Annotated in this window: 15 protein-coding genes; 5 read left to right on the top strand and 10 right to left on the bottom strand. The window is 34.8% G+C overall.

What is annotated here, in order from left to right:
- Window positions 1-53 precede the first annotated feature (53 nt).
- Complete coding sequence (locus tag NSQ69_RS19760) at window positions 54-1,313, bottom strand: extracellular solute-binding protein (protein ID WP_002128900.1); 1,260 nt, start codon at window positions 1,311-1,313, stop codon at window positions 54-56.
- Window positions 1,314-1,637: 324 nt separating this feature from the next.
- On the opposite strand from NSQ69_RS19760, the gene NSQ69_RS19765 reads away from it, so the two are divergent.
- The gene (locus NSQ69_RS19765) at window positions 1,638-3,398 is read left to right on the top strand and encodes an alpha-glycosidase (protein WP_002128901.1); all 1,761 of its coding nucleotides are present in this window, start codon (window positions 1,638-1,640) and stop codon (window positions 3,396-3,398) included.
- Window positions 3,399-3,436: 38 nt separating this feature from the next.
- Here NSQ69_RS19765 and malL read toward each other — a convergent pair whose 3' ends face one another.
- Window positions 3,437-5,113, bottom strand: coding sequence for an oligo-1,6-glucosidase (gene malL, locus NSQ69_RS19770; RefSeq protein WP_002128902.1), 1,677 nt, complete (start codon window positions 5,111-5,113; stop codon window positions 3,437-3,439).
- A gap of 278 nt (window positions 5,114-5,391) precedes the next feature.
- On the opposite strand from malL, the gene NSQ69_RS19775 reads away from it, so the two are divergent.
- Window positions 5,392-6,492, top strand: a complete 1,101-nt coding sequence (locus NSQ69_RS19775; RefSeq protein WP_002128903.1) for an ABC transporter ATP-binding protein — start codon at window positions 5,392-5,394, stop codon at window positions 6,490-6,492.
- Window positions 6,493-6,561: 69 nt separating this feature from the next.
- Here NSQ69_RS19775 and NSQ69_RS19780 read toward each other — a convergent pair whose 3' ends face one another.
- The 3 genes from NSQ69_RS19780 to NSQ69_RS19790 form a co-directional block, all read right to left on the bottom strand.
- A complete protein-coding gene (locus NSQ69_RS19780) occupies window positions 6,562-7,071 on the bottom strand; it encodes an SDR family NAD(P)-dependent oxidoreductase (RefSeq protein ID WP_002066937.1) in 510 nt (169 codons plus the stop codon).
- 65 nt (window positions 7,072-7,136) lie between these two features.
- Window positions 7,137-7,235: a hypothetical protein gene (locus NSQ69_RS19785; RefSeq protein WP_002128904.1), complete on the bottom strand. Its 99-nt coding sequence runs from the start codon at window positions 7,233-7,235 to the stop codon at window positions 7,137-7,139.
- Window positions 7,236-7,505: 270 nt separating this feature from the next.
- Window positions 7,506-7,961 (bottom strand): RDD family protein, encoded by a 456-nt coding sequence (locus tag NSQ69_RS19790; RefSeq protein ID WP_002128906.1) that lies wholly within the window; start codon window positions 7,959-7,961, stop codon window positions 7,506-7,508.
- A 131-nt stretch (window positions 7,962-8,092) separates the two neighbouring features.
- Here NSQ69_RS19790 and NSQ69_RS19795 point away from each other — a divergent pair, with 131 nt between their 5' ends.
- A complete protein-coding gene (locus NSQ69_RS19795; protein ID WP_002128907.1) occupies window positions 8,093-8,524 on the top strand; it encodes a DUF3997 domain-containing protein in 432 nt (143 codons plus the stop codon).
- A gap of 44 nt (window positions 8,525-8,568) precedes the next feature.
- Here the strand turns inward: NSQ69_RS19795 and NSQ69_RS19800 are convergent, their stop codons facing one another.
- Both NSQ69_RS19800 and NSQ69_RS19805 read right to left on the bottom strand, forming a co-directional pair.
- Window positions 8,569-9,327 (bottom strand): hypothetical protein, encoded by a 759-nt coding sequence (locus tag NSQ69_RS19800; RefSeq protein WP_002128908.1) that lies wholly within the window; start codon window positions 9,325-9,327, stop codon window positions 8,569-8,571.
- A gap of 36 nt (window positions 9,328-9,363) precedes the next feature.
- Window positions 9,364-10,092, bottom strand: coding sequence for a DUF4184 family protein (locus NSQ69_RS19805; RefSeq protein ID WP_131246395.1), 729 nt, complete (start codon window positions 10,090-10,092; stop codon window positions 9,364-9,366).
- Between the two features lie 146 nt (window positions 10,093-10,238).
- Here NSQ69_RS19805 and NSQ69_RS19810 point away from each other — a divergent pair, with 146 nt between their 5' ends.
- Window positions 10,239-10,508: a hypothetical protein gene (locus NSQ69_RS19810; protein ID WP_328006969.1), complete on the top strand. Its 270-nt coding sequence runs from the start codon at window positions 10,239-10,241 to the stop codon at window positions 10,506-10,508.
- A 10-nt stretch (window positions 10,509-10,518) separates the two neighbouring features.
- Window positions 10,519-11,244 carry an AAA family ATPase gene (locus tag NSQ69_RS19815; protein WP_002128910.1) on the top strand — a complete coding sequence of 242 codons (726 nt, stop codon included), beginning with the start codon at window positions 10,519-10,521 and terminating at the stop codon, window positions 11,242-11,244.
- A gap of 29 nt (window positions 11,245-11,273) precedes the next feature.
- On the opposite strand, the gene NSQ69_RS19820 is transcribed toward NSQ69_RS19815, so the two are convergent.
- The 3 genes from NSQ69_RS19820 to NSQ69_RS19830 form a co-directional block, all read right to left on the bottom strand.
- The gene (locus NSQ69_RS19820) at window positions 11,274-12,449 is read right to left on the bottom strand and encodes an acetyl-CoA C-acetyltransferase (RefSeq protein ID WP_002128911.1); all 1,176 of its coding nucleotides are present in this window, start codon (window positions 12,447-12,449) and stop codon (window positions 11,274-11,276) included.
- Between the two features lie 139 nt (window positions 12,450-12,588).
- Window positions 12,589-13,038: an NUDIX hydrolase gene (locus NSQ69_RS19825; RefSeq protein ID WP_012261633.1), complete on the bottom strand. Its 450-nt coding sequence runs from the start codon at window positions 13,036-13,038 to the stop codon at window positions 12,589-12,591.
- Window positions 13,039-13,299: 261 nt separating this feature from the next.
- Complete coding sequence (locus NSQ69_RS19830) at window positions 13,300-13,593, bottom strand: DUF3928 family protein (RefSeq protein WP_002088390.1); 294 nt, start codon at window positions 13,591-13,593, stop codon at window positions 13,300-13,302.
- Window positions 13,594-13,653 lie beyond the last annotated feature (60 nt).

A 13,653-nucleotide genomic window follows, 5' to 3' on the forward strand; every position in this document is an offset into this window, starting at 1 on the left:
TACTTGGAAGGGAGAGAATTCGTGCCTCTCCTATTAGAGGCACGAATTTCACCTTATTTTTTCTTACTATGATTTGCCTCAATATTTCCTTTAATTTGTTTCACTGCACTATCAAGCGCGGATTTTGGTGCCTCTTTTTCTGTAACAACTAACTGAAGAGCGTCTCCAGCTGGTTTCCATACTTCTTGCATTTCTGGAATATTCGGCATTGGAATTCCATTTTCTGATTGAGTTGCAACTGCTTTTGCAGCTTCATTATCTTTAATAATTGGATCTTCCATTACTGATTTTACTGGAGGAATCTCTTTTGTCTTCTCAAATCGAATTTTTGCATTTTCTTCATTTGTTACCCACTCAGTGAACTTTGTAGCTAAATCATTTTGTTTAGAGAAGCTTGTTACATGCCATCCTTTTACCCCAACAAATGTTTTCATCGGTTGACCATTTGGTAATTTCGGCATTGGAGCAACACCATAATCAATTCCGTTCTTTTCCATCGCTTGGAACGCCCACGGTCCATTCATAATAGATGCTGCTTTTCCTTCATTGAATAATCCGTCAGCAGCAGGTCCACCAGATTCACCGATAATACCTTTCGGGAATAACTTTTCTTTGTACCATTTTTGAAGATATTCAGCACCTTGTACTGCTCCGCTATTATTTAATCCAACATCACTTGCATTTGGCTTTCCGTCTTTCTCACCAAATACATATCCGCCCATACCTGCCATAAACGCGTTAGCAAAGTAGAAGTTATCTCCTAATGTTAAAAATCCGTACTTGCCATCCTTCGTAAAGTCTTTTGAGAAGTTAAATAGCTCGTCCATCGTTTCTGGAGCTTTTTGCATTAATTTTTTATTGTAAATAAAAATTGGTGTTTCAATTGCTTTTGGTAAACCATATAATTTCCCGTTGTATGTTTGTGCCTTTATTGATAAGTCAGTAAATTTACTCTTCACAGCATCATCTGCTTTTACTTCAGAAATTAAGCCTTCTGTTACTGCATTTCCGATTTGATCGTGTGGCAATGTTACAACATCTGGTCCCGTCCCCGCTGGTCCATCAAGACGTAACTTTTTCACTTGATCTGTCATTTGCATTTCAACAACTTTTACTTTTACTTTATATTTTTCCTCAAAGCTTTTCACTGCTGGTTCTAAACCAACACCTTTTTTATCATCTTCCCAAACGAGAAGATCATAGTCTTTCTTCGCTTTACTTTCCTCTTTTTTTCCTGAATCTTTCGGTCCACATGCAGATAACATGCCAATTGACAATGCTGAAATCGTTAATAGTGATAATGCTTTCTTCATCCCAAAAACCTCCCTAAATTGTCTATGTACCTCTTTAATTGAAAACGTTTGCATTTGATTGTTTAATAGAAGCGCAAACAATATCTAAATCTATGAAAACGTTTGCGCTATTTGTCTATCATTATACATCCTTTTATTCATTTTGCAAATATTAATTTTCAAAATAATCTTATCATACTCTTTATTCATTGACTTTACATAAAATGAATACTACTCTTATAAGCAATATTAAAGTTATGTGGAAGGCAATCGTTTGCAACATAATCTTTATTATTTCGTTTAAGGGAACTATATGTATAGAGATATTAAAGGGGGATTTTCTATATGCTTAAAGAAGCGATCTATCATAGGCCAAAAGATAATTATGCATACGCTTACGACGAAAAAACAATTCACATCCGAATACACACAAAAAGAGATGATGTTCACAACGCCGCTCTCATCTACGGTGACCCGTACGAATGGCAGGACGGGAAATGGATTACAGCGAGTACACCGATGAAAAAAACTGGATCTACTGAGTTATTTGATTATTGGTCCGTTTCAATCAAACCAAAATTTAAACGCTTACGTTATGGATTCGAATTAAAAAACGACGTAGAAACTTTTATTTATACAGAACGAGGCTTTTTTTCTAATATCCCAAATGACGATGTCGGTAACTTTTTCTGCTTTCCATTTGTTCATGCAAAAGACGTTTTCAGGGCACCATCCTGGATTAAAGACACAGTATGGTATCAAATTTTCCCGGAACGATTCGCTAACGGGGATAACACATTAAATCCAGCAAACACCCTCCCTTGGGGAAGTACCGAACCAACTCCAACTAATTTTTTCGGCGGAGATTTTGCTGGTATTATTCAAAACCTTGATTACCTTGTGAAGCTTGGAATTTCCGGAATATATTTCACTCCTATTTTCAAAGCTCATTCGAATCATAAATATGACACAATTGATTACATGGAAATCGATCCACAATTTGGGACGAAAGAAACTTTCAAAGAACTCGTTCAGGAGTGTCATAAACATGGTATAAAAGTAATGCTCGACGCTGTTTTTAATCATAGCGGGTACTTCTTTGATAAATTTCAAGACGTGCTGGAACAAGGTGAAAATTCCGCCTATAAAGATTGGTTCCATATTCATGAATTTCCAATTATAACCGAGCCACTTCCCAATTATGATACTTTCGCATTTACACCGTATATGCCTAAATTAAATACAGCACACCCAGATGTAAAAGAATATTTACTTGAAGTAGGGCGTTATTGGGTAAGAGAATTCAATATAGACGGTTGGCGCCTTGATGTAGCAAATGAAGTCGATCACAGTTTTTGGAGAGAATTCCGAAGTGAAATAAAAGCATTAAATCCTGAAGTATATATTTTAGGTGAAATTTGGCACGATGCACTCCCATGGCTACAAGGTGACCAATTTGATGCTGTAATGAGCTATCCTGTTACAAACGCTCTACTTTCTTACTTTGCTAACGAATCCATTCATGCAAGTGAATTTATGAAACAAATTACCGATTCTCTACATTCCTACTCTATGAATGTAAATGAAGCGGCATTTCATTTATTAGACAGTCATGACACACCTAGAATTTTAGCAACATGTAACGGGGATAAAAATAAGTTAAAGTTACTCTATGTATTTCACCTTTCTTTCATCGGTTCTCCTTGTATTTATTACGGCGATGAAATCGGTATGGATGGTGGAATGGATCCTGACTGCCGCAAATGTATGATATGGGATGAAAAAGAACAAGATACTCTTTTATTTACACATATACAAACATTAATTTCATTACGGAAACAACATAAAGCATTTGGAGGAAATGGTACTTTTCAATTCATTGAGGCAAATGATGAACATAATTATATTTCTTATACAAAAACATATGAAGATGAAACTATCTTTTTCGTTTTAAATCCTACTAACAGTGAAGTTACAACTTCACTCCCTCTTCATATTACCAGGAAGAAAATAATTAACATTTATACAAACGAAGAATTTTCAGCGGAAGCAAGTGTATTACAAGTTACACTTCCACCGTATGGATTCTCTATTTTAAAATGGTAATAGTAAAAGCCTTATGCCAGGGTGGCATAAGGCTTTTCTTATTTCAATTTAAATACCATTGCTTCATACGGTCGTAATGTAATGTTTTCTATCAATACATTTTCTACATCATAATTGTGTATTAATAACTCTGCTTCACTATAAATAATGTCCTCAGGCAATTCAAATACACATTCATCTGCAGTAAAGTTTGCAATCACCAGAAGCTTTTCTTCTCCATATGTTCTTACATAAGCAAAAATAGAAGGGTTATTTTCTAATATTAAATCATATGTTCCATACACAACTATTTCATTGTTTTTACGTAATTCAATCAATTTTTTATAGTAATAAAAAATTGATTCTTCATCTTGGATTGCCTGTTTCACATTAATCTCTTTGTAGTTAGGATTTACCGCAATCCAAGGCTCACCCGTTGTGAATCCAGCATGTTCTCTATCATCCCACTGCATCGGAGTTCTAGCATTATCTCGGCCCTTTATATATATAGACTGCATCACTTTATCTATATCTTCGCCGCGCTCTATAACTTTTTCTTTATACATATTTAGTGTTTCAATATCTCGGTATTCATCAATTGATTCAAATCGAACATTGGTCATTCCGATTTCTTCTCCTTGATAAATATATGGTGTCCCTTTCATCATATGAAGTACTGTCGCTAACATTTTTGCTGATTCAGTATGATAAGCTCCATCATTACCAAAACGAGATACAACGCGAGGCTGGTCATGGTTATTCCAATAAAGGCTATTCCATCCTGTTTGTTCTAATGCTTTTTGCCACTTTGTTAAATTTTGTTTCAAAGTAAGAAGTGAGCATGGTTTTACATCCCATTTCCCGCCTTCTCCGGAATCTAAATCCATATGTTCAAATTGGAATACCATTTGCAGTTCTTTTCTAGCTTCCCCTGTATACAATTTAGCCTCTTCTGTCGTTACACCAGGCATTTCCCCAACCGTCATAATGTCATACTGAGACAATACGTCTTCATTCATTTCATGCAAATACTTATGAATATTCGGACCGTTCATAAAATGTTTATGCCCTGAAACATATCCTTCTTCATCCGTTTCAACAGATGGTAAGCCATCTTCTTTAGAAATAAAATTAATAACATCCATACGGAACCCATCAATTCCTTTTTCTAACCAAAACTTCATCATGTCATAAACATCTTGTCTTACCTTTTCATTATCCCAGTTTAAATCTGGCTGTTTTTTAGAAAACAGATGCAAATAATATTCATCTGTCATTTCATCATATTGCCATGCAGATCCACTAAATGCTGCTCCCCAGTTATTCGGCTCTTTCCCTTCTTTTCCAGGGCGCCATATATAATAGTCTCTATATTTATTATCTTTCGATTTACATGATTCAATAAACCAATTATGTTCATCTGAAGTATGATTAACAACTAAGTCCATCATAAGTTTCATATTACGTTTATGCATTTCATGTAATAGTTCATCCCAATCTTCCATTGTTCCGAACTCGTTCATAATTTTACAATAATCACTTATATCGTAACCATTATCATCGTTTGGAGATTCATAGACTGGTGATAACCAAATTACATCAATACCTAATTCTTTTAAGTAGTCTAGCTTCGCAAGAATACCACGAAGATCACCTATACCATCACCATTACTATCCATAAAACTACGAGGATAAATTTGATATACTACACTTTCTTTCCACCATTGTTTTCCCATTATGCTACCCCATTTCATCTATACTATTGATTCTTTTTTCTTTTTTTCAAGGCGCAAACGTTTTCATTACTGAATGATAACAGATTCTATCCAAATTTAAAATAGCGCTTACAATATTTATTTTCTTTTTCTAATAAAACATGTGGAACTTATTATATATTCATAGGGATAATGAAAACGTTTTATTTTTTTATAGTGTTTTTATTTCTTTTTTGAATCTATTCGTTTATAATAAATTCAAAGAAAACGTTTGCATAAACTTTCTAGGGGGAAATATCATGGCAGAACTTAAATTAGAAAATATTTATAAAATATATGATAATAACGTAACAGCCGTAACAGATTTTAACTTACACATTCAAGATAAAGAATTTATCGTATTCGTTGGTCCTTCTGGATGCGGAAAATCTACAACACTACGAATGGTAGCTGGACTTGAAGATATTTCAAAAGGAGAATTTTCAATTGATGGTAAGCTAATGAACGATGTTCCTCCAAAAGATCGAGATATCGCAATGGTCTTCCAAAACTACGCTCTTTATCCACATATGAGTGTGTATGATAATATGGCATTTGGATTAAAACTTCGAAAAATACCGAAAGATGAAATCGACCGTCGAGTGAAACATGCAGCTCAAATTTTAGGGCTTGAACAATATTTAGATAGAAAACCGAAAGCTTTATCAGGTGGACAACGTCAACGTGTTGCATTAGGTAGAGCAATTGTTCGAGACGCAAAAGTCTTCTTAATGGATGAACCATTATCAAACTTAGACGCTAAACTACGTGTTGCAATGCGATCAGAAATTTCTAAATTACACCACCGCCTTGGCACAACGACAATTTATGTAACACATGATCAAACTGAGGCAATGACAATGGCTTCACGCCTTGTTGTTATGAAAGACGGCAAAATCCAACAAATTGGAACTCCAAAAGAAGTATATGAAACACCTGAAAATATTTTCGTTGGTGGTTTTATCGGTTCACCCGCAATGAATTTCTTCCGTGGAAAATTAACTGAAACCGATTTCGTTATAGACAGTTCACTAAAGTTTAAAGTATCTGAAGGAAAAATGAAGTTATTACGCGAACAAGGCTATGTAAATAAAGAAATTGTTTTAGGTATTCGTCCAGAAGATATTCATGATGAACTATTATTTTTAGAAGCTTCACAATCTACTACTTTCACAACAAAAATTGAAGTTGCAGAGTTGTTAGGGGCTGAATCCATTTTATATATGAAACTTGGAAATCAAGATTTTGCAGCACGTGTTGATGCAAGACATACTTTTTCACCTGGTGACCAAATTAAACTTGCTTTTGATATGAATAAAGCACATTTCTTTGATAGCCAAACCGAACAACGTATTCGTTAAAAAATAAAGTTCTATAATAGAACATACAAAAAAACCGTCCACATATATACTGGGGGCGGTTTTCCATTATTATACTAGGGCTTCTATTGTATGAAATGATTGTCCTCTCGTGCTAATAATACCAAAAACAGGTAAATCACTAAGCACCACTTCTTCTTGCTGTTTCATAAAAGATGACGTTAATTGTTTTATCTCTATCCAAACGTCATTAATACAAAGTACATTGGAATCGTTCTCTTGTTGGCGAGAAAAAATAGAATCTATTTTATATAGACCAGCATTTTGAAAAAGCATATCAATACGACTGTATGCCTCCATAGCAAAACTAATAACACGTTGCCAATCTCCTTGTTTCCCCATATCGTAGGATACAAAAAGTGCTTCTCCGCCTAAATCCGTAATTTCCTCAGCTGTTGCTTGTCCACTTTCTTGATCAATGTCCGTCACAATTACTTTTGCGCCTTGCTTAGCCAACAAAAGAGCTGTACTACGTCCAATACCGATGCCACCACCAGTTACAATGGCAACCTTTCCTGCAAGCTTCATTTTCATTACCCCTTCTATAAGTCTTACCGTCATTCAGTATACTCCTTTATTAGATTAGTCTGCAAGCAGGAAAAGTTCACTCTACAGCTTGTAAGCGATTACTTTTTTGTTTCTTTTTTTTTCTTACTATTATATTGATCGAAGGTTAAACCAATAAAAATAAGAATTCCCCAAAATATTAAGCTACCTCCAGTCATTCCAAATCCCCCTTTGTTATATAACGATATTATTTATACCCATTATAACATTCTCTTAATTTTCAATCTATTTAAAACGAAAATAGGATGTTTGAATTAGCTACCGCTTCTTTAAACATCCATCAATAATATGGAGGGTATTATATAGGAAATATCCGCCCTATATCAATTCCATTTATGGAATTTTTCATGAAATTAAAAATAAGACTTTTTATATACAAACAATAAAAAGTCTTATTTCATTAGTAGCACGTATACTCTAAATATTAATTATACAAGACTCATCACTTTTGTCTTTGCAATTAAATCATGGAAGCCACAATTATCTTTGCGGAATAACATCATATATACATTGCATATTAATGGAACTCCAAGTAATAATATGCTTGGTAATAATACTACCAAAAATCGTATTATTAATGTTTGTAACGTTAGTTTTTCACTTGTTAACGAGATTATTTTTGTTCTTGTTACCTTTTTACCAAGTGTAGAACCGTTCCAAAGAAAAGGTAACAGAATAAAATTTATAGCCATTAATACGAAAACAAGTGTAAGGTCATATCTATAGTCACCTAAACTTATATTAAAACGATTAAAAATAGCACTATAGTTTCCTGTAATAATAGCTACTACTGCACCGTACGTAACCGAGATTAAAAACATGTCAATAAGGGAAGCACCTATGCGATTCATTACAAGCGCTGGACGATGCATCTTTAACTTCATTTTGTGTCGACTCCTTCATATCCTTCTTTACCCGTTTCATCGTACCACTTCTAAAAAACATTGTAAACTGGCGTTTCGCTTACTTTTCTTGTACAATGTGTTACAACAGCATTATAAAGGAGGTTCCCATATTGAAAAGATGGATAATCCTATTTGCCGCACTCTTATTAACAGGTTGCACAGGCAATACAAACCATTTAACCTATACAATTAACGATGAATATGAACTCATACATACTTCTGGAGATGCATTTGAACTTTTCCCATCGCAGGATGCTGTATATGCTACACAATACATCCCTGCAAAAATTACAGAAATTGCTTGGGACGATAAATACATTATCACAAAGCAAATTGAGGAAAAATCAGATCCAAACAATCCTGACGCAGCAATTACAAATAAAAAAATTGAACATTATTGGATTATCGATGTAAAGCATAATAAACGATTTGGTCCTTATAATGAAAAACAATTTAACGAGCAAAAAGATGCTTTTAAAATTACAGTGCCTTTTCAAAGTGTAGATTCATATGTGAAAGAGCTAAAAAAACAGTCAGCATAACTTTTTATGCTGACTGTTTTTGCTTAAATTATTATAAAGACACTTTATTTAGAGAGTGAAATATTAAAAGTTTGCGGTTCTTTAACAGCTTCATTTGTGTCTCCTGCTGCTAAATCATCTGTCGTAAACTTAATATCCTTTACTTTTTCTTTTCCATCATCAAGTATTAAACCGATAATTCCTTCTCGTGTCTCACCAGGCCTATAATCTTCCCTTGAAACACTCTTTGTACCAACGAGCGTATCTTCATCATATAAAAAGTTTTGAGTCGCTACATTAAAATGTTGTTTGTCATTTATAGCAACACCATTCATAGAGAAAAATTGCATGTTCTTATCTCCACTATTCTCTACCTTATATGTAATTTCAACATACCGAATCGTATCGCTAATCTCTGTTCCACTTAACGATGCATATAATTCAGCATCTTCTTGACTCACTTTATCTCCCAATCTACGCTTTACTTCTTCAGGAGTTAATGCAGTATACACTTTCAATGTATTTTTTGCCTCTTTGCTCATTTGTGATAATGAGATAACTTTAACATCTTGTACGTGAATTTTCATTGGGGCTACTTCAAATGTCTGATTCACAGAATGAATCTGTTCTAATTCAAATGTCCCCCACCCTTTTTCTTTCACTTTTTGTCCTACTTTTTTAAGCTCACGCCCACCATACTCTTTTGTTTCTGGAATAGATTCTTTCTTTTTAGGTTCTGCCTTCTTTTCTTCTTGCTGGAAGCAACCACTTAACATAAGAAGAAAACTGCATAAAACAAAAATACTTTTCCATGCTTTCATCATTTAATTTCTCCTAACACTATCATTCATTAATATAAATTAGTCCCTTGATTTGTAAACTATAGAAACAATAAGAAGTCCACAAAACGAACTTGTCAGTCCAGATACTATTATACCTCCTATTTGGAAAATATGAAAATAGGGGTCTAATAACGCGTGAACGATAAATATAATGGCCGCCACAACGATAGATGAAGCCCAATATTTCTTTTTTTCCGCAGTTAAACTAGTATCTTGATCAGTTTCCCTCCTATATTTCCATAGTACATATATTAGTAATAGTAGACCAAAACATGTACTCCCATGCTGTAAAAATTTATAAATTGGAATACTATATACTTCTTGCTGTAACAGCGGCATTTCCATAACAAAATAGCCTGTCTTATGAGTAAAAGCATCCCAAACGACATGCGTCACCATACCGAATAAAGCAGAATAGCAAAATACAAAAAAATTCTTCCAAGTATACAGCCCCCACTTCGCATCTACTACATATTTATAGTAACTAGCAAAAGGCTTAGGTAAATGTGTTATAAACGGTCCTTTTAAAATACGATGATATGCATATGCTAATAAAAAAACGAGTGGTAAATTCAAATAGAAGAAACCAACCCATGTATGGCCAATAATACCGTATGGCCTAAAATATAAAAAATATTCAAAATCAGGTGCCATACTACCCAATATAAGAGCCGTCACCGAAATATAACTAGAATGTTTCTTAGCAAAAGGGAGAACAGCTGCTGGATGTGCGAATGTAAACGGCATATTAATACTCCTCTTCATATTTCCAATAGAATACATACTATCATAACGACATGAATAATCTCTATGCAATATTTATTTTCACATTGGAATATGATAGTTTAAATGTTATAATTCACATAAAATATTCAGAAAATAAGGGGGATCACGTGTCGTTAACACTTGTATTTTTTCTTGTTCTGTCTACCTTGTTTTTAAGTACATACATTGGCTTCTTTCTATGGAAGCACTTGAAAATCATAAAATATATGCCTGCTCTCTTTGGCTTTATGAGCGTTCTTTTCATTTTCATATGGAAGAGAATGCCTTTCGGCTGGGAAGGGCTCGGTTTTGGCGCACTTCAATATACAATATTACTAGCAAGTTGTATTACACTTGTATTCGCTGCTTTTTTAGAAACAAAATCCCTTATGAATTGAGGTTTATATATTGATTGAAACACCCTTTTTAAAAAGCGTCTCATTACAAAAAGAAAATATCCCTAGCTTTTCCGCATATCCATACTGCTTACCGGCTATACGAACATTACAATCACTCCTTTTCCATCCGAATGTAACATTCATTATTGGAGAAAACGGAACGGGTAAATCAACACTACTCGAAGCGATTGCAGTTGCTTTAGGTTTTAATGCAGAAGGTGGAACGAAGAACTTCCGTTTTAACACGTACGATTCACATTCATCTTTACATGAATACATTCGAATTTCAAAAAGTTTCAATACACCAAAAGACGGTTTCTTTCTTCGCGCTGAATCATTTTATAACGTTGCTTCTTATATCGATGAAATAGATGCTGTAAAATCTTATGGCGGCGTTTCACTTCACGAACAATCACACGGCGAATCCTTCTTCTCATTATTTATGAATCGTTTTTCAGGACAAGGTTTATACATTTTAGATGAGCCTGAGGCAGCTTTATCCCCAATGAGACAACTTTCAATGCTCATTCGCATGCACGAACTAGCTGAACAAGGTTCACAATTTGTTATCGCAACGCATTCTCCCATTTTAATGGCTTATCCTGAATCTACTATATACTCTTTAACTCAAGAAGGGATTCACGAATCGACATTAGAAGAAACGGAGCATTACCAAACGACGAAACTTTTCTTTGAAAATCGCGATCGATTATTTCATCACTTATTTGAGTCATAAAAAAAGAGGCAGCAATCGCTGCCTCTTTTTTATAATGCTTCTATAAATAAAGCTACTCCAATACCGCCTCCAACGCATAGAGAGGCAATACCTTTCTCTAATCCACGTCTTTTTAATTCGTGAATTAAACTTACCGTAATACGAGCTCCTGTACAACCAATTGGATGTCCAAGTCCTACACCACTACCGTTTACATTCACTTTCTCACGGTCTAACCCTAACTCTTTCTCTACAGCTAAATATTGTGCAGCGAAAGCTTCATTAATTTCAAGTAAATCTGCATCTTCTAATGACCAATCTACTTTTTCTAATCCTTTACGAATTGCTGGTGCTGGTCCAATACCCATAATTTTCGGATCTACACCCGCTACTGAGTATCCAACAATTCGAGCTAACGGTTGTAAGCCTTTTTCTTTTGCTTTTTCTTCGCTCATTAATACTAGAACTGCACTTCCGTCATTAAGACCAGATGAATTCCCTGCAGTTACTGATCCGTCTTTACGGAAAGCTGGTTTTAATCCTGCTAATTTTTCAGCTGTAATATCTGCACGTGGATGTTCATCCTTCGCAAATACAACTTCTTTTCTACGTTCTTTTATTGTAATAGGAACAATTTGATCGTCAAAGTATCCAGACTCCATCGCTTGCAACGCTAATGTATGACTACGAAGCGCAACTTCATCTTGTTCCTCTCTTGTAATTTCATATTGTTCAACTAAATTTTCCGCTGTTTCACCCATCATAATATGGTGAATCGGATCTTCTAAAACTTCCCACACCGTATCACGAATTTCTCCGTGCTGTAGACGTTGTCCCCAGCGGTGTTGTTTTAATGCATAAGGGCTCGAGCTCATTGCTTCTACTCCACCTGCAACAACAATATCACTTACACCTAATTGGATTTGCATTGCAGCAGACATAATTGCTTGCATACCTGAAGAACATTGACGTTGAATTGTATAACCAGTAACTGTGTCAGGAAATCCTGCCGCTAATGCAGCTGTTCTTGCCGTATTTGCTTCATCAGTTCTTTGAATACAATGACCTAAAATTACTTCATCAACTTCATGTGGCTCTACTCCGCCTCTTTTTACAGCTTCCTGAAGTACAGGAACAGCTAATTCTACTGGTGTTATATTTTTTAGTGCTCCTCCGAAAGTTCCAATTGGTGAACGAACTGCAGCTGTAATGACAACATTATGCATTTTGTACTTGCCCCTCTCTTATGTACCCTAGTAAGTTTGTAGGTGAAATTCCATAAGTTGTATGTCTAAAATTATCATACTATAAACATACCAAAAAATCAAAATATTTAATATAATAAAAATAGAAGGAATTAACCTTCTATTCTGTCAATGCGTATAAGAATTTTTGTAATATCTTCTCTGTCGTTTCATTCAATTTTGGTAACTTATCTACTGGAAAATATTGAAGTTCTAACCCTTCATGATCGAGCTTTAATTCTCCGCTTACATGATGTGCCTGATACAGATGAATCACATTAAAAATTTCATCTCCATTTGGATAACGGAAATAAACTTCCTTTCCTGAAAGAACGCCAAGAAATTGCATAATTTTCGCGTTTAGTCCCGTCTCCTCGAATAATTCTCTACGAGCAGTTTCTTCTGTCGTTTCTCCCAGTTCCATTGCCCCACCAGGTACGCCCCAATCATATGTATCTGAACGATATTGAAGCAATACTTCTTGATTATCATTTAATATAATAATTGCTGATCCTACTAAAATAAGTGGTCTCGTACCAACTACTTTGCGTAACTCTTCAATATACCCCAATATGTAAACTCCCCTTTCCTCACCCTTCCTTATCATAACAAAATTCTCTTTCTTTTGTTGCTGTAATTTTCAATAAAAAAGGAAGCTTCCACTTCCTTTTTTTACCGTTATCCTGCTATTTGCGGGCGGTAAGACCCCTACCTCAAAATTCAGCGAAAGTAAAGAAGTTAGGTGGGGATCGGGCTGCCCATAAAAGCCCTATTGGTGAGGGCTGATAATCAGTGGGCGATGAACAAAGCCCCCACTGATTAAAGTTTCACTTTATTTCTTAAAGCTTTCGTATTTTACAACTTCAAAAGCTTCTTCAATTTCCTCATTATGATAATGGACATATGTAAAACGCCCTAATTCTACTAACCTAGCTATTTCTTGCAATGCTTTATGCTGATCATATGTTTCTTCAATTGTAATATGTACATAAAACTTCATTAATGGATGTTCATATAAAGGTTCTCCCACCTCCACATATACATCTTCAACCCCTTGCACAACTCTTACATAGCTCGCAAATTGATACAGAGCTTCTCTGTCTGAAACGATTTTTAATGTATACATATATTCTCCCCCTTTTCTTTACTATATCAAAAAGCAGACCATACTACGTTATAGAACTAT

The organism is Bacillus sp. FSL R10-2201 (genome assembly GCF_038008665.1).
GTDB classification, from domain to species: Bacteria; Bacillota; Bacilli; order Bacillales; family Bacillaceae_G; genus Bacillus_A; species Bacillus_A mycoides.

What these genes read in the sequence shown, in the direction of transcription:
- NSQ69_RS19760 (WP_002128900.1), bottom strand. Translation starts at nt 1,313, where the DNA reads ATGAAGAAAGCATTATCACTATTAACGATTTCAGCATTGTCAATTGGC.
- malL (WP_002128902.1), bottom strand. Translation starts at nt 5,113, where the DNA reads ATGGGAAAACAATGGTGGAAAGAAAGTGTAGTATATCAAATTTATCCT.
- NSQ69_RS19790 (WP_002128906.1), bottom strand. Translation starts at nt 7,961, where the DNA reads ATGAAGTTAAAGATGCATCGTCCAGCGCTTGTAATGAATCGCATAGGT.
- NSQ69_RS19765 (WP_002128901.1), top strand. Translation starts at nt 1,638, where the DNA reads ATGCTTAAAGAAGCGATCTATCATAGGCCAAAAGATAATTATGCATAC.
- NSQ69_RS19820 (WP_002128911.1), bottom strand. Translation starts at nt 12,449, where the DNA reads ATGCATAATGTTGTCATTACAGCTGCAGTTCGTTCACCAATTGGAACT.
- NSQ69_RS19775 (WP_002128903.1), top strand. Translation starts at nt 5,392, where the DNA reads ATGGCAGAACTTAAATTAGAAAATATTTATAAAATATATGATAATAAC.
- NSQ69_RS19830 (WP_002088390.1), bottom strand. Translation starts at nt 13,593, where the DNA reads ATGTATACATTAAAAATCGTTTCAGACAGAGAAGCTCTGTATCAATTT.
- NSQ69_RS19800 (WP_002128908.1), bottom strand. Translation starts at nt 9,327, where the DNA reads ATGATGAAAGCATGGAAAAGTATTTTTGTTTTATGCAGTTTTCTTCTT.
- NSQ69_RS19780 (WP_002066937.1), bottom strand. Translation starts at nt 7,071, where the DNA reads ATGACGGTAAGACTTATAGAAGGGGTAATGAAAATGAAGCTTGCAGGA.
- NSQ69_RS19785 (WP_002128904.1), bottom strand. Translation starts at nt 7,235, where the DNA reads ATGACTGGAGGTAGCTTAATATTTTGGGGAATTCTTATTTTTATTGGT.
- NSQ69_RS19805 (WP_131246395.1), bottom strand. Translation starts at nt 10,092, where the DNA reads ATGCCGTTTACATTCGCACATCCAGCAGCTGTTCTCCCTTTTGCTAAG.